Origin of the sequence: Nitrincola nitratireducens, from assembly GCF_000585235.1 — a bacterium.
GTDB lineage: Bacteria > Pseudomonadota > Gammaproteobacteria > Pseudomonadales > Balneatricaceae > Nitrincola > Nitrincola alkalisediminis.
On the sequence record NZ_AONB01000002.1, the window covers coordinates 1 to 14,724 of the forward strand.

Annotated in this window: 14 protein-coding genes, 1 pseudogene and 1 riboswitch; of the genes and pseudogenes, 7 read left to right on the forward strand and 8 right to left on the reverse strand. The window is 44.8% G+C overall.

The features are described 5' to 3' along the window. Positions 1 to 276 precede the first annotated feature (276 nt). The 5 genes from D791_RS02475 (at position 277) to D791_RS02495 (ending at position 3,713) form a co-directional block, all read left to right on the forward strand. On the forward strand, positions 277 to 750 hold the full coding sequence (locus D791_RS02475; protein ID WP_036507450.1) for an NYN domain-containing protein: 474 nt from the start codon (positions 277 to 279) through the stop codon (positions 748 to 750). Between the two features lie 252 nt (positions 751 to 1,002). Next, positions 1,003 to 1,104: riboswitch (TPP riboswitch) on the forward strand. A 92-nt stretch (positions 1,105 to 1,196) separates the two neighbouring features. Beyond that, complete coding sequence (locus D791_RS02480) at positions 1,197 to 2,114, forward strand: FAD-dependent oxidoreductase (protein WP_202806792.1); 918 nt, start codon at positions 1,197 to 1,199, stop codon at positions 2,112 to 2,114. A gap of 42 nt (positions 2,115 to 2,156) precedes the next feature. Next, entirely contained in the window at positions 2,157 to 2,354 is a 198-nt protein-coding gene (gene thiS / locus D791_RS02485) for a sulfur carrier protein ThiS (protein WP_036507453.1), read from the forward strand. A 1-nt stretch (position 2,355) separates the two neighbouring features. Continuing rightward, positions 2,356 to 3,117: a thiazole synthase gene (locus tag D791_RS02490; protein ID WP_036507456.1), complete on the forward strand. Its 762-nt coding sequence runs from the start codon at positions 2,356 to 2,358 to the stop codon at positions 3,115 to 3,117. Continuing rightward, positions 3,114 to 3,713, forward strand: a complete 600-nt coding sequence (locus D791_RS02495; protein WP_193364990.1) for a thiamine phosphate synthase — start codon at positions 3,114 to 3,116, stop codon at positions 3,711 to 3,713. Before D791_RS02490 ends, D791_RS02495 begins: the two co-directional genes overlap by 4 nt. Here the strand turns inward: D791_RS02495 and pyrE are convergent. Further along, positions 3,710 to 4,354, reverse strand: a complete 645-nt coding sequence (gene pyrE / locus D791_RS02500; protein ID WP_036507459.1) for an orotate phosphoribosyltransferase — start codon at positions 4,352 to 4,354, stop codon at positions 3,710 to 3,712. The genes D791_RS02495 and pyrE overlap by 4 nt on opposite strands. 166 nt (positions 4,355 to 4,520) lie before the next feature. Here pyrE and D791_RS02505 point away from each other — a divergent pair. Continuing rightward, positions 4,521 to 5,293 (forward strand): annotated as a pseudogene (locus D791_RS02505) (exodeoxyribonuclease III). Between the two features lie 51 nt (positions 5,294 to 5,344). Here D791_RS02505 and rph read toward each other — a convergent pair. Further along, positions 5,345 to 6,118, reverse strand: coding sequence for a ribonuclease PH (rph, locus tag D791_RS02510; RefSeq protein ID WP_051514022.1), 774 nt, complete (start codon positions 6,116 to 6,118; stop codon positions 5,345 to 5,347). Here rph and D791_RS02515 point away from each other — a divergent pair. Beyond that, the gene (locus D791_RS02515; RefSeq protein WP_337588587.1) at positions 6,117 to 7,067 is read left to right on the forward strand and encodes a YicC/YloC family endoribonuclease; all 951 of its coding nucleotides are present in this window, start codon (positions 6,117 to 6,119) and stop codon (positions 7,065 to 7,067) included. The two genes, rph and D791_RS02515, sit on opposite strands and share 2 nt — an antisense overlap. Here the strand turns inward: D791_RS02515 and D791_RS22150 are convergent. The 6 genes from D791_RS22150 to D791_RS02540 form a co-directional block, all read right to left on the reverse strand. Then, positions 7,004 to 7,372 (reverse strand): hypothetical protein, encoded by a 369-nt coding sequence (locus D791_RS22150; RefSeq protein WP_475094895.1) that lies wholly within the window; start codon positions 7,370 to 7,372, stop codon positions 7,004 to 7,006. The genes D791_RS02515 and D791_RS22150 overlap by 64 nt on opposite strands. Positions 7,373 to 7,588: 216 nt before the next feature. Further along, positions 7,589 to 7,891 carry a hypothetical protein gene (locus D791_RS20155; protein ID WP_036507471.1) on the reverse strand — a complete coding sequence of 101 codons (303 nt, stop codon included), beginning with the start codon at positions 7,889 to 7,891 and terminating at the stop codon, positions 7,589 to 7,591. A 74-nt stretch (positions 7,892 to 7,965) separates the two neighbouring features. Next, positions 7,966 to 9,168, reverse strand: a complete 1,203-nt coding sequence (locus D791_RS02525; RefSeq protein ID WP_036507473.1) for an ImmA/IrrE family metallo-endopeptidase — start codon at positions 9,166 to 9,168, stop codon at positions 7,966 to 7,968. Between the two features lie 9 nt (positions 9,169 to 9,177). After that, positions 9,178 to 9,462, reverse strand: a complete 285-nt coding sequence (locus tag D791_RS02530; protein ID WP_036507475.1) for a type II toxin-antitoxin system HigB family toxin — start codon at positions 9,460 to 9,462, stop codon at positions 9,178 to 9,180. Between the two features lie 77 nt (positions 9,463 to 9,539). Then, the gene (locus D791_RS02535) at positions 9,540 to 11,573 is read right to left on the reverse strand and encodes a DUF2357 domain-containing protein (RefSeq protein WP_202806793.1); all 2,034 of its coding nucleotides are present in this window, start codon (positions 11,571 to 11,573) and stop codon (positions 9,540 to 9,542) included. Between the two features lie 5 nt (positions 11,574 to 11,578). Beyond that, a complete protein-coding gene (locus tag D791_RS02540) occupies positions 11,579 to 14,719 on the reverse strand; it encodes a DEAD/DEAH box helicase (RefSeq protein WP_036507477.1) in 3,141 nt (1,046 codons plus the stop codon). Between the last annotated feature and the right edge of the window lie 5 nt (positions 14,720 to 14,724).

The following is a 14,724-nucleotide window of genomic DNA, read 5'->3' on the forward strand; positions in this document are numbered from 1 at the left end:
AGGGATGCAGCTGCATGGATGCAAAATAGCAGAATCAAAGATTCTCACTCCATATAACCTCTCCAGTACAGTTTTCTCTTTAAATATTAAGTATTTTTGCAATTCGAAATATATTCATCTATCTAAAGCCGCTTTTAGATTGATAAATTACATGCCGTACAATCTTGCTATGGGGCTTTTATAGTTAGCTCGTTGATTCAGTTATAGTATCTATGATGAGTTCAGGGTTATCATCAGGTAGTCCCGATCCTCCAATTCATATCAAGAGAATCTGTTTTGACCCGAATAGCCATTTTTGTCGATGTTCAAAATATTTATTACACCACACGTCAAGTATTTGGACGGCAGTTTAATTATCGTGCTTTTTGGCAGGCAGCGAGTGAACTTGGCGACATAGTGCTTGCTACTGCCTACGCGATAGATCGTGGAGATTCACAGCAGCAAAAGTTTCAGGATGCCCTGAGACATATCGGATTTGATGTAAAGCTCAAGCCCTATATTCAACGTGGTGATGGCTCTGCCAAAGGTGACTGGGATGTCGGTATTACTATAGACGCATTGCTTTGTGCAGAGGCTGTCGACCGAGTAATTTTATTGTCTGGAGACGGTGATTTTGATTTATTATTGCACACCCTTAGGGAGCGATATCAGGTTTATAGTTATTTGTTTAGTGTTCCTGGGCTCACCGCCCATTCGTTAATTGCAAGTGCGGACGAGTGGGTTTCTATAGATGACTCTTTACTGCAATAGAGTATATGAAGCTTCTTTGCTACTGCCACCCTTGTATTTTTTATATTGATGACTCTTTAGGAAGAACTCCTATATACAGGCTAAGTCTTTATCTTGATAATCTCATCAAGACAGAGCGCAAGGGATTGTGATTGCCTGAAGGATTCAGGCCTCTGTCTATCTCACAGGATCGTGGCTCCGCTGCAAGGAAGCAGCACACTAATTGTCTCTCTCCACCTCTCTTTACACTCTGCTAGCCACTCTATATCATCAATGCATCCGTTGGGGTGCCGTGAAAGGCTGAGAAGTTTTATAAACTAACCCATCGAACCTGATACGGGTAATACCGGCGAAGGGAACGGTGATCTTCTTGTGCTTTGCCATTCCCCCATGCTTATTCCCCATACGTTTAATCCGCTAATTTTAATATTTGCATATCGCTCATATTGACCTATCTAGGGGGAATGATGAGAGTACAAGTAGTAGGTGCAGGGGTTGCAGGTCTATGCGTTGCAAATGAGCTATCTTCTCGCGGTGTTGAAGTCAGCTTACATGACACGTATCGTCCGCCAGGTCCGCATGCATGTTCATGGTGGGCAGGTGGCATGCTAGCGCCCTTCTGCGAAGGTGAAAGCGCCGAAGAGCCCGTCATACGCTTGGGTACACGTGCAGCATCTTGGTGGCAGAAGTTTACGGGCGCTGTTGAGTATAAAGGCTCGTTAGTTTTATCGTCCAAGCGTGATAAAAATGAGTTATTGCGTTTTGCCAGTATGACTCGCCAGCATCGCTGGGTGGATCACCTTTCTATTGCTGAGTTAGAACCCGACTTAGCCGGTCATATACGTCAGGGGCTCTATTTCGACTCTGAAGCTCACCTCGACCCCAGAGTTGCGCTGGCACGTCTTGTCGATACTTTAGCATCTCAGGGTGTTGTATGTACTCAAGAGGAGCCTTTAAGTGACATACTCACAATCGATTGTCGTGGGTTAGCAGCGAGGGATGCTTTAGCTGATCTGCGCGGTGTTAAAGGTGAAATGGTAATCTTAAAGAATCCTGAACTTAATATTAGTCGTCCAGTTCGCTTTATTCATCCGCGTATGCCTCTATATATCGTACCACGAGGGAGTGGGGTGTATATGCTGGGTGCGACGATGATTGAATCTTCAGATCGATCTCGTATTACTGCTCGTTCGATGTTAGAACTTTTATCGGCTGCTTACGCTCTTCATCCTGCCTTTGCCGAGTCTGAGGTTCTTGAAATTGGCGTGGATGTACGTCCAGCCTTCCCAGATAACCTTCCGAGAATACGACGCAGAGGCAACAGGCTATTTATTAATGGCCTTTATCGGCATGGCTATCTATTGGCTCCTGCTTTAGCGAGATGACCGCAGACTACTTATTGACTCATAAACAACCGGAGTTGATGGATGAATGTACTATTTAATGGTGAGAACGTAGAAGTAAGCGCCTCAAATTTGGCAGAGTGCTTGGTTTTGTTAGGTGTTTCAGATCAGCATATTGCAACCGCCGTGAATGGAGAGTTTGTACCTCGTTCTCAGCGTCATCAATTACAATTGACAGAGGGAGATCGGCTAGAAGTCGTTTCCCCTATGCAAGGTGGCTAACATGGCTAGATTTTACGATGTCGACATCACAAATCCTTTGATGCTGGGTACGGCACTTTACCCTTCTCCTGCAATATTGAAAGACGCTTTTAAAGTATCTGGTGCCGAAATTGCGACAGTGTCTTTACGTCGTGAGCAAGGCGCAGGACAGGATTTTTGGTCTCTAATTAAGTCTATGAACCTGCGTTTACTTCCTAATACAGCAGGATGCTATTCAGTGAAAGAGGCCGTGACAACTGCGTATATGGCACGAGAAGTCTTTGATACACCTTGGATTAAATTAGAAGTTATCGGTCATACGGATACATTACAGCCAGAACCCTTTGCATTGGTTGAAGCCGCTCGGATTCTGAGTGAGGATGGATTTCAAGTTTTTCCTTACATGACGGATGATCTGGTTTTAGCGGATCGATTGGTTGAAGTGGGTTGCCGAGTATTAATGCCCTGGGGAGCACCTATTGGCTCGGGCTTAGGCCTGAACAACGAGTATGCACTAAAAACCTTACGAAACTACTTTCCTGACATTCCTTTAGTTGTAGATGCCGGAATCGGTCTTCCTTCTCATGCCGCTAGAGCAATGGAGCTAGGTTTCGATGCTATTCTACTGAATACCGCTGTTGCCAAAGCGCAAGACCCTGTCAAAATGGCGCAGGCATTTTCGCTAGCTATCCAGGCTGGTGCCCTAGGTTATCAGGCTGGACCGATGGAAGTGCGCGATATGGCATCTCCATCCACCCCCGTGATAGGTAAGGCCTGGTTATGATGTCTCTCCCCATTTTCTATCCGTTGCTCGATTCTGTTGAAGGAGTTGAGCTGGCTGCGCGATTAGGTGTTCGTTTTGCACAACTTCGGATTAAGTCAGGAGGGCATGAGACGATACGAGATAACATTCGTCAAAGCCTAGCCATTGCCCGTGAGGCCAATATGATGTTGGTGATTAATGATCATTGGCAGTTGGCCATAGAAGAGGGGGCTGATTGGGTGCATTTAGGGCAAGAAGACCTTATCCAAGCCGATGTAAATGCGTTACGCAGAGCAGGGATTTCGTTAGGTATCAGCACTCACTCACAAGAAGAACTTGAGCGTGCACTCTTGTTAAATCCTGACTACATAGCACTAGGCCCTATTTACCCTACGCAAACGAAGTCGTTGACTTGGTCTGCGCAGGGGCTAGGGCGTATTTCTGAATGGAAAGCCCAGCTGGGTCAGATTCCGCTTTGTGTCATAGGTGGCATTACGTTGGAGCGCTCGAGCGCTGTTTTAGCATCAGGTGCTGACATCATTGCCGTCGTGAGTGATGTTTCGTTGCATCCTGACCCGTCCGAGCGCATTCGTGAGTGGCTAAGCTGCTACTGTTAGGCAACACCGTAGCTGTCTCTGTAGCGTTTGATGGCGTCTAATTGCTTGGTTAAGTCGCCGCGCTCTTGCAAGTAATCAATTAACAGATTGAGTGTAATAATACTGGCAACAGGGATGTTGAAATCCAATTCTACTTCTTGGATAGCGGAGAGTTCGCCCGTTCCCTTTTCTTGACGATTCAGTGCAATCAGAACACCAGCAGGTTCCGCATTGGCCTGTTGTATGATCTCCATGACTTCACGGATAGCTGTGCCTGCCGTGATAACATCATCAATAATTAAGGCTCTGCCAATCAATGGCGCGCCAACCAAGCTACCGCCCTCGCCATGATCCTTCGCTTCTTTGCGATTGAACACATAAGGTGTGTCAATATTATGATCAGTGTATAACGCGACGGCCGTGCTCGCGGCTAATGGAATACCTTTATAGGCAGGACCTAATAGAACGTCATATTCTATTCCGGAATTAATCAAGGCCGCTGCGTAAAATTTACCCAAACGTGCCAGTGCTTCCCCTGTACAGAATAAACCTGCATTAAAGAAATAGGGGCTGACACGTCCTGACTTGAGCGTGAACTCGCCAAATCTGAGGACATTTTTTTCAATAGCAAACTCAATAAACTCACGTTGATAGTCAAGCATTTTAGTATTTCACTGGTTTTGTCTGATGGTGTGTGAACAATAATACCTGTCTGATCCCATATCCGTCATTAATTGATTGGATATAAATTTCATTTTTGGTCGCTTCCCGATACAATCTATAGTCAATAAGTATAACTGGCTACTTGCTCAATGGGGCTAACTTACTATGCGCGTGATTTCATTCAATACACAGGGTATTGAACAAGCAGCTGAAAAAGGCTTTTTTGACTGGATGGTTAAGCAAGATGCAGACGTTGTCTGTTTGCAAAGTTTGCGAGCCAAAGAGTATCAGCTGGATGACGAACGCTATCATCCTGAGGCTATCATGCCTATTTCTTTGATGCGTTCGAGGATGGATTCAGTGGAGTCGCGATCTACACTCGACATGTGCCCAAAGCCATCATGACTGGCCTTGGGTTTGAACAGTGTGATTTTAATGGGCGCTTTATCCAAGCGGATTTTGACAAATTCAGCATATCATCGTTGACGATCCCATCTGGTCTGAAAAGTGATGAAGCGCAAGCGGCGAAAATGGAATATTTAGATTTATTTATGGGGCACTTGAAAAAGACACTCCGTAAGCGTCGTGATTTCATTTTTACAGGTACGTTCAATATTGCACATAAACCAATAGATTTGAGTAATTGGTACGTCAATCAACGAGTGTCTGGCTTTTTGGCCGAAGAGCGTGTCTGGATTGAAGAAGTTTTTGGTGAAATGGCTTTTGTAGATGCATTTCGTCAGGTGAATAAGGCGGAGCGGCAGTACACTTGGTGGCCGGAGTATAACCGTGCCTGGAAGCTCAATGAAGGTGCGCGGTTAGATTATCAAATCACCACGCCGAACTTGCGTAAATCAGTCAAGTCTGTGTCTATTTACAAAGAGCAGCGCTTCTCTGAACATGCGCCTCTAATTATTGATTATGACCTGACATTTTAAACTTAGAAACATGAGAGAGGACACGAACAGTGCCCTCTCAGTATCTTGTTCTTAGGTGTTTGATAACGCTGTTTTTTGTATCTCTAACAACTCTTTGATGCCTTTTTGGGCAAGCCCCAGCATTTCATTAAGCTGTTCTTGCGAGTAAGCGGCACCTTCTGCTGTACCTTGAACTTCAATGAAGCCTCCTTGGTCTGTCATAACAACATTCATGTCGGTTTCGGCATCAGAATCTTCGTTATAGTCCAAGTCTAGAATGGCTTGGCCTTTGTGTATCCCAACGGATATAGCAGCGATGGCTTGTTTTAGCGGATTGCCTTTTACCGCGCCATTTTTGTCTCGGCGTAAAACATTAATCGCATCGACCAGCGCTACATAGGCTCCGGTTATAGAGGCTGTACGGGTTCCACCATCGGCTTGAATGACATCACAATCAATTAAAATTGTGTTCTCACCGAGTTTTTTAAGATCTACCGCGGCACGCAACGAGCGCCCAATCAGTCGTTGAATTTCAAGCGTCCGTCCACTTTGTTTACCCTTAGTGGCTTCGCGATCATTACGTGTATTGGTTGCACGCGGCAACATGCCGTATTCTGCTGTCACCCAACCGGAGCCTGAGCCACGAAGAAAACGAGGAACACCACGGTCTACAGAGGCAGTACAGATCACCTTGGTATTTCCAAACTCAACCAACACAGAGCCTTCGGCATGCTGTGTGAAATTACGAGTGATTTTTATCGGGCGCAACTGGTCGGGTGCACGCCCACCGGCACGCAGTTTATCCAGACCCAGATTTTTTAGCTGCTCAGACAGCGGAGAACTCATGGTGTTTCCTTTCAGTTGTATGCATAGAGCTGGACGCTCAGGACTGTTAGAATTGATTGCCTATTCTAAACGAGAAGCGATGATTATGACACGCAGCATGACAGCTTTTGCACGCCAAAGCCAAATCCATCAATCCTGTGAGCTGACTTGGGAGCTGCGCTCTGTTAATAGTCGTTATTTAGAACTTCATTTTAAATTACCTGAAGTATTTCGCTCGCTGGAGCCATTACTGCGTGATGTGCTAAAAAACCGTTTTGCGAGAGGAAAAATTGAGTGTGCGCTTCGTTATCAGGCAGAAGAGGGCACCGATCAACTCGAGCTTAACCAAGCATTGGTCAGCCAGTTAATTGTGCTGTCAAAACAGCTGAACGATCAGCTAGAAACATCTCATCCTATCTCGCCTCTTGAGTTGATGAAGTGGCCGGGTGCGTTGCAAACGCAAACGTTGAATATCGAAGCCTTGTCCCAAGCTGCATTGGCTGCCTTTCACCTTGCTGTAGATGAGCTAGAAAGTGCAAGGGCGAGAGAGGGGGCACAATTAGCGCTGCTGATTCAGAGTCGTATAGATGATATTCGCTTGATACTGGATAATGTTAAACAGATATTACCTGAGTTACTCGTCGCCCAAGTCATGCAGTTAGGTACGAGGCTGGAGAGTTTTAAGGAACAGTTAGATCCAAGCCGTTTGGAGCAAGAGATGGTGATCTTGGCACAAAAAGCGGATGTTGCCGAAGAGTTAGATCGATTAGAGACCCACTTGCAAGAGGTTGAGCGAGTGTTGGGGGTAGAGGAGGCCAGTGGGCGGCGCTTGGATTTTTTAATGCAGGAGCTTAACCGTGAGGCGAACACTTTAGCCTCTAAATCGATTGCCACACTCACGACTCACTACGCGGTGGACTTGAAGGTGTTGATTGAGCAGATGCGAGAGCAGGTGCAGAATATTGAATAGATTCCTAGGTGGAAAGTTATTACCTCATGAAAGCCTGCCACGGTTTGCTTGGTGGTATCCAACACCACCTTTTCAGGCAACATGGCTTTAGCCGCCAAGTGTGACAGCTCATCCAGCGTGAAATCGCTGAATTTCTTGCTACGGCTCACCTTCAGCGACGCACTATCATCGGGGATATAAGGAATGGTCGAGACAAAGTCATAGGCAGGCAGTATTGGCTCAGCTTCGTAGCTGATGCCGTTAATACCTTGGCTGCTTCGAATGATTGACTTGATGGCAGAAGCGGACTTTTTAGGCGCAACCAATAGCTCTAGGTCGTATACAAAAACATATCACCCTAATCCCACAAACACAAAAATGATTAGCTATTATGTATCATCATGCACTTTTTGATATGCAATTATAGATAAGTCGTAACGCACGAGCTGACTTACCGTGGGCAGTTGGGACAATGGGCTGTAATTTGAATAGCTCGCTTACAAAATACCACACCCAGCTTTAAGCTAAATCAACCAACCCAATTACTTATTTTGATCAGCTGATGCAATCCCCCCCAATGCGTCATTTGCTAATCCATGAGTTTCAACAGCCGCCACACACTTCCCCATCCCTTTACCCCCATACGCCAAAAGCACTATCCGTTTGGCTTTTGGATCGAAACGCCAAGCAGGGAAATTAGCCCATTTACTGTTTGGCGTCTCGATTGAAATCCAACGCTGGTAGGCCTTTCCAGCCCAGTTCGCCGGAGCAAATGGGCAAATCATGCACGGGGTTATTACTGAGTGGCTTAAGAAAAGAAAACGAAAAACGAAGTGATCAGCCACCAGATCAACCTAGAGCTTCTGCACCACCTTTGTGAGCCGGAGAATGATGTTTGGATTACTCAAGAGCTTATGGCTTAACGTTGAAAATAAACGCTAATCTTGTCACGGAATAAAGAGCCAAACTTTTTATGATCACCACTCTCAAAACGAATTCGTCCAGCCACGATACAAGGTGATATTTGAAGCTCTTTTGCTAGCTCCCTGACTTCTTCAGCGCTCGATATACGGCTTCTGCACCAAATACTCTGCGGTATCAACGCCTCTCTAGCCATATCATCGGCCTGTTTCTCAATCTCATCAGCGCCCTGAGCATCTAAATCATCTAAGTACCAGCTTTCATTACCATCTAAGTGCAATGCAATATGTGCCATTTCATGCATTAGTGAAAACCAAAAGCTATCGAGACGATTGTGCCTTAACGTCAGCGCTATAATCGGGTTGCCATCAATACCCATGCACACAGCACCATCCAAATAAGTTTTGGGTAGATGAGGCTCAATGATTACATGAATGCCTGACTTATTTAGACACTCAATCGCTAGTAAAGGGCCTGATTCAAGCCAAGATAGCTTGGAAATGTTCTGCATCCATTCCAAATTCACAGTACTAGCGCGATATTGACAGGGTAATTTTTGTTCAGCAGCCTTCTGCAATACTCGAATTTGCCACGCCCACAGAGCATAAGGATCTGTTTCCTTATCATTGGTACGAAGGTGAGAAGACGCTCTCAACAAGGCAGGTTGAAGATTAAAGCCTGATTTTACGGAACCGATAAAATCAGACAGAGTCTCCGCTGCATATTCCTTTAACTCTTGTAATGAACCATTGAAGCTATCAAAGTAGCCACGCTTTCGCATTTCAGCTATCGGGAAGGCTTGCCAATCAACTTCTCTTTGAATTGCGTGCTTTTGCTCTGGCAATTGAATCAAAACATCAGCTGATATACCCAACCCACTGCTTAGCTTTCGGATCATGTTCAAGCTAAGGCTACGTGTTCCATTCAATATCTCGGAAACTTTTGGAGCTGACCCAATAAAAGGAATAAGGTCTCGATTTTTTAAACCTTGTTGTTCCATTCTAAATTTTATCGCTTCTATTGGATCGGGCTTACTAATTGGAAAATGATCTTCTTCGTACTTTTCAATTAATAATGCCAATACATCCATCTCATCAGATTCGGCTGAACCTGGCTGCGGATCCAAGTCCATTAATGACATTAATCGCATCAATGCTGACTCATGATCGTGTGCTGATTTGATTAATTTAATGTGACTCATCTTCCCCTCCTAAAAGCGTTGCTTATCATACTGAGCATGAGTACCAACCCACTCAATAACAGCAATGCCATTTTGATACCTGACTTTTACAACTAGTCTGTAATGGTTACCTTTGATATTAAATACAACTCTATTACCGTCTAGGAAATCTGCACTGCGGTAACGGTCTTTAATATCCTGAGGAGTTTTCCAACAAGCGCTTTGAGCTTCAGAAACCCATGCCTCTAAAGCTGACTTCACATTAGCGTGTTTTTTATAAAAATCGACAAGTTTGTCTTTACCTAAGACTTGCATACCACCTCAAGGTTCCCTTGGTGGGAATTATAATTAAAGTTACCAAAAAGGGAAGTTTTCTTTTCTATGTTTCACAATCACACCATTGCCGCTTCGTACACTTTTTCAACCTCGGTAAACTTAGTGACGCTCTCTAGGCGAGTTAAGGTGGTGAGTTTCATCGAGTTTTTCATTGGGCGATGTGGCACGTTGGTCACTGGCGTTTGTAGTGACAGTGGTTTGCCTAACTCAAATAAATAATACAAATCAGCAGAACCTGACTTCTTACCCGCTTGATCTTCGGTAATGGCGTAGCGTGGTAACACTGTGACTCGTTTAACCGGCCAAAGTTTGTCAATTTGCTTGGTTGAACTTTGAGTGTCTGAGGTAGACGCCAACGCTAAATAGCGAATTTCCTCGGCAATATGCTGCTTAAATTTCTGCAAAAACGTGCTTTGCGGCAGGTGATACCACAGCGCTGTGCCTTGCTCAAATTGTTCAAAGTAGCCATTATCACGGCCACGTTGCCCACCCAATGCCACTGTCATCGTCAAATCAGGATACAGTACTTGGCGCATGCCGTAATAAGGTATGCGTGCTGCTTCTTGTACGTAGAGCCTTTCCGCCATGCTAGCCACAGGATACATGACTTCATTGTTTTGCTCTGTTTGTGCATTCGGTGCTGTGCCAATTTGCGCTTTCAAGAACTTTAGCAACCACTGGTGACCGGAATAACTGCTCTTAGTCTGAGTAGGATCTGTTTGACTAAGTTCGTTTTGGCTAGGCCTATTCTGACTAGGCTCATTTTGACTAGGTAAAAGGGCAAACGCGCCAATACCCACTTCTTTTATTGCGGCTGCGTAGGGGTTGGTTTTTGTGGCTTGATCAAAAAAGCCTGGGTATAAAGCAAACGCACCAAAAACAGGACGGCTTTTCTTAGGAGATTGGCCAGTGTTTCCACTTGATGATTCAGGTCCGTGAGGTTCTGATAAACGAATCAAGGCATCCCGATAACGGTGCATTTGGTTGATGGCATCGTCGGGTACGTAATCGGTACTTTCAATATCTTCGCAGCTATCATCAAAGTGGTTTTTCTCGGTTTTAATACGGTATTTTGCATCAAACAGCCAAATAAACTGCTTCTCTTCTGATGAGCCTGAGTCTGCTTTTGTTAAATGGGCGCTTTTAGGCAATGTCACTTCCAACACAATATCCGGCTTTTGGTTCACTAGATACGAACGTATTTTACCCGTTTTATTGAAAATCGGTTCATGAGCTAATCTTGCCGTCACACCATCAGCACGTTTAAAGCGAAAAGCGCCACGCATGCCATCTTCTTTAAAGCTGTACTCAAAAAAATCATTTTGTTTTAGCTCTGCCGCACCGTTTTCTACCAACTCGAAGCCGAGATCCTGCTCTAAAATCTGTTTCAAGCATAAAAAGCACCACACTTCGTAAATCTCAGCCACCGATTTCATTGAAATGCTCGACTGATTGCCAAACACATCTAAATAAAACTTCAGCTCCTGCCAAATACGATACACCGCGCTATAACCCGTTTTTTGCTGTAGCACTAACGACTCACGGCTTAACCCAGTGTATGAGCCAACCTCTTTTAAAAAACTTTGACCTAACACTTTTTGCAGCGGTTGTTGCCAACTATGCACTTCATCAATGAAGGATTCTGATAAACGTGGCCGCTCTAGTGCTTGGTTACTTTGCCTAAGTTTTTGTTCGAACTCCGCTAATTGCCGCTTACTTTTAGTCACCGCCATTTTGATAAAACGGTTTTCTGGGGTATCGACACTGAGTCGCTTTTTTTCGACTGCATAGCGCTTATCGTACTGGCCATTCGCAAAGTCTTGCTTAACTTTCTCGGCTAACTTATGTGGCAGGCGGCCTTTTAATTTGGCCGCTTTGATATTAGCTACCGTCGGTTGCAAACGGCTATGTGGTGCGGCACAAATCACTTTTAAGCCTTGCTCAAAACGCTCCCGTAACGCGGCAAAATTAGCCAACCACATCAATGGAAAATGCCTGCGTTGTTGGCTAGTCGCTGCATCTTGCTCGGTTTTCTCTACCAAACTAAAGCGCCAAAGGGGGTAAACTTTGTTGATGGCTGGAGTCATCATGATATTTAACCTACAGCTAACTTCGCCGCTTGTTGCCACATAAAGTGTGGCATTGGCTCTTTTAACTGCCAAGTAATGCTCATCGGTTGTGAACCTGTATGCGATACGTAGTCTACTTCACCATAATTCACAAAACCCATGGTTCGGCCGTATTCATCTTTGCTTTGCTCACGCACAAATAAAAACAGACGCTTACCAATATTTTGATGCTTGATGTACTCCAAACCACGTCCTTTGTCGGGCCTTGCGCTATTTTGCGACTGCCAGTGAAACAGGTGTTCGTTGATCGCGTAATCGTGATACATAGTAGTGGGTGAAAACTGCTTTTCGTTTTTGTCTAAGGTGACAAACATCAGTTCAATATTTTGATCTTTCAGAACAAACACACCTTCTCGTGCTGGCGGCTGACGCTCAAACGTGGTCGCACCAAATGCCACCAATATTTGCTCACGCGCATAACGTGCATGCAGCCTTAGTGAAACCTCAGACAAAGCGTGCATTGCCGATTGCTCATGCTTGGTTTGTGCGAGTTGCCAATTCACAACATCCATTAACTCTGCTTTTAACTCGCAAGCATTCAGTTTCGCTAAGCTTTGAACAATGGAATCGAATCCACATTCAGGCCCCGTTTTCTGCCAAAAATCGAAATGACACATTAAGGCATAACGATGGTCAGCATCTTCAATAACAAAATTACTTTGGCAAAGCTGTTTTAAGAAACTCAAATAGGCATGATCATCACAGGTCAAAATTCGGTTATGAATAGCCTTTCTATGCATTTTCAGCAGATCTTCATCAACTGAGTTTTCGTTGATTTCATCCTTAGCTTGCTGAACCAGCTGCGACCAACTGCCCCGTTTATAAAGTTCATTCAAGTCGATATGCGGATTTAGGATTAAGAAGTTCGAAAGCGTTAACGGCAGTGTGGAATGCTCTGGATACTGGCGGATCATTGCGACTAGGCGCTTCAACGTTAATGAAGCTTGACGAATGTTGCTGAGCACCATTTCTTGCGTGCGCTTACTCAACTCAATGCGACAACCCAGTGGTGCGTGGGGGAACCCTTGCTTTATTTCTTCGCTGATCGCGCGATGACTTTTACCGATTAAGGCTCTAAATTTATTGGCAAAGTCATACTCTGGGCGGGAATTACCAACAAAATCCAGCACGGTACAACATTCTTTGCCTTCGGCTAAACGCAAACCTCGGCCAAGCTGTTGCAAGAAAATGGTGAGGCTTTCTGTCGGTCGTAAAAACAATAACGTATCGACTTCGGGAATATCTACACCTTCATTAAAGATATCGACCACGCAAAGCACGTTAATGCTGCCAGAACGAATCGCTTGCTGCTTTTGTTGCCGCTCGTGGCTGTTATCACTGGTCAACACATCCGCTTTAACGCCTTTTAATAAGAGTTGCTCTGTCATGTACAGTGCATGTTCTTTGCTCACACAAAAGGCCAATGCTTTCATTTTGCGTATATCAGTGATGATCTCCTGCATACTCAGCAAAATCTTGTCAAAGCGGACTTGGTTGTGGGTATACAGATTGGTCAGTTGAGCGATATCGTAACGTCCACGACTCCATGCAATGTTGCGAAGGTCGGTATCATCATCAATAGCAAAATACTGAAATGGACAAAGGTGGCGACGATTAATCGCTTCCGGCAAACGGATCTCTGCCGCAATCACGCCACCAAAATCCGCTAAAATATCACCGCCATCATGCCTCTCAGGTGTTGCAGTCAGGCCGAGTAAAATAGTTGGGGAAAAGTGCTCCAGCAGCGCGCGATAACTTGAAGCTGCAATATGATGCACCTCATCAATGACAATGTAGTCATAATAGTCAGCAGTTAGGTTAAGCTGAGTAAGCTGATTGTTCAGAGTTTGAATAGAAACAAACAACTGCCGATAATGCTCTGGTGTATGTCCGCCCACCCAAAGGTCACCAAACGTACCGTTACGCAACACCCCACGATATGCCGCTCTGGCTTGTTTTAAGATTTCTTCTCGGTGAGCGACAAATAAGAACTTAGCCTGCGGCTTGGCTTTGATAATGCGCGCAAAATCAAAGGCCGAAATCAGGGTTTTTCCGGTGCCGGTAGCCGCAACGACTAAATTACGAAAGCGCTGGTGAACACTACGCTCAACGGCCAGTTGTTCCAAAATGTCACTTTGATGAGGAAACGGAGAGATATCAAAGAAGTGCGTCGGGCTGGCCTCAAAACCTCCGCGCTGCTGACTCAAGGCTTTTTTGAGTTTTTCACTGCTTGTTGCATCGCCACTAAAGTGTTCAAAATCATTAGAAACCCAATAGGTTTCAAAGGTGCTCAATGATTTATTGATAATGTGTGGGATTTCTTGTGAAGTGATTTTTAAATTCCACTCTAAGCCATTGGTTAGCGCTGAATGGGAAAGATTGGAAGAGCCGATATAACCAGTGTGATAACCCGTGTTGCGTAAAAATAAGTAGCTCTTGGCATGTAAACGTTCACGCTCAGTGTTGTAACTCAACTTCACCTCGGTATTCGGTAAACTCGCCAAATACTCCACCGCTTTGGCATCCGTTGCTCCCATGTATGAGGTGGTGATGATTTTTAGCTCGCGCCCACTTGAGGTAAACTCTTCTAGCTCTTTGCGAAAAATGCGGATCCCTGCCCACTTAATAAATGACACTAACCAGTAAATTTTATCCGCAGACAGAATCTCTCGCTTCAATTCAGATTCAAGCGACAAACCCGCATTACTGCCACAAAACAGCTCGCTTTGGCTTAAGCCCGTTAACGGAAAAATGTCGTTAATATAATTTTTTAAATTGGCTGAGACAGGATTTTCGAGCTCATAGAGCGCAGTTAGAATTTTACCTTGACTGGCAAGCAAGTTGTCTTCGATAAAATCATCATCCTGAATTTGTGTTTTTAACCACAATAACAATTGGTTGGACAAAGTAATTTGCTGTTGCAGCCGATCATCACCCGCAGGCACAGAATCAATCGCATACTCAAGAATGTGTGAGAGGAAGCGAGATAACCATGTTGATGCTTCACTGCTATTGAGCTCACGTTCGCCGACATAGAATCGCTCTCGGTCAATACGACTCTCGATAAGTTGCGTTATAAGCTGCTCATAAATTCCGACTTGTTGCATGATAT

Bases quoted from the DNA above. Each gene is read 5' to 3' on its own strand.
- rph (WP_051514022.1), bottom strand. From the start codon at position 6,118: ATGAGTTCTCCGCTGTCTGAGCAGCTAAAAAATCTGGGTCTGGATAAA.
- D791_RS02525 (WP_036507473.1), bottom strand. From the start codon at position 9,168: ATGAGTCACATTAAATTAATCAAATCAGCACACGATCATGAGTCAGCA.
- D791_RS02540 (WP_036507477.1), bottom strand. From the start codon at position 14,719: ATGCAACAAGTCGGAATTTATGAGCAGCTTATAACGCAACTTATCGAG.
- pyrE (WP_036507459.1), bottom strand. From the start codon at position 4,354: ATGCTTGACTATCAACGTGAGTTTATTGAGTTTGCTATTGAAAAAAAT.
- D791_RS02490 (WP_036507456.1), top strand. From the start codon at position 2,356: ATGGCTAGATTTTACGATGTCGACATCACAAATCCTTTGATGCTGGGT.
- D791_RS02495 (WP_193364990.1), top strand. From the start codon at position 3,114: ATGATGTCTCTCCCCATTTTCTATCCGTTGCTCGATTCTGTTGAAGGA.
- D791_RS02530 (WP_036507475.1), bottom strand. From the start codon at position 9,462: ATGCAAGTCTTAGGTAAAGACAAACTTGTCGATTTTTATAAAAAACAC.
- D791_RS02515 (WP_337588587.1), top strand. From the start codon at position 6,117: ATGGTGTTTCCTTTCAGTTGTATGCATAGAGCTGGACGCTCAGGACTG.
- D791_RS02480 (WP_202806792.1), top strand. From the start codon at position 1,197: ATGAGAGTACAAGTAGTAGGTGCAGGGGTTGCAGGTCTATGCGTTGCA.
- thiS (WP_036507453.1), top strand. From the start codon at position 2,157: ATGAATGTACTATTTAATGGTGAGAACGTAGAAGTAAGCGCCTCAAAT.
- D791_RS02535 (WP_202806793.1), bottom strand. From the start codon at position 11,573: ATGATGACTCCAGCCATCAACAAAGTTTACCCCCTTTGGCGCTTTAGT.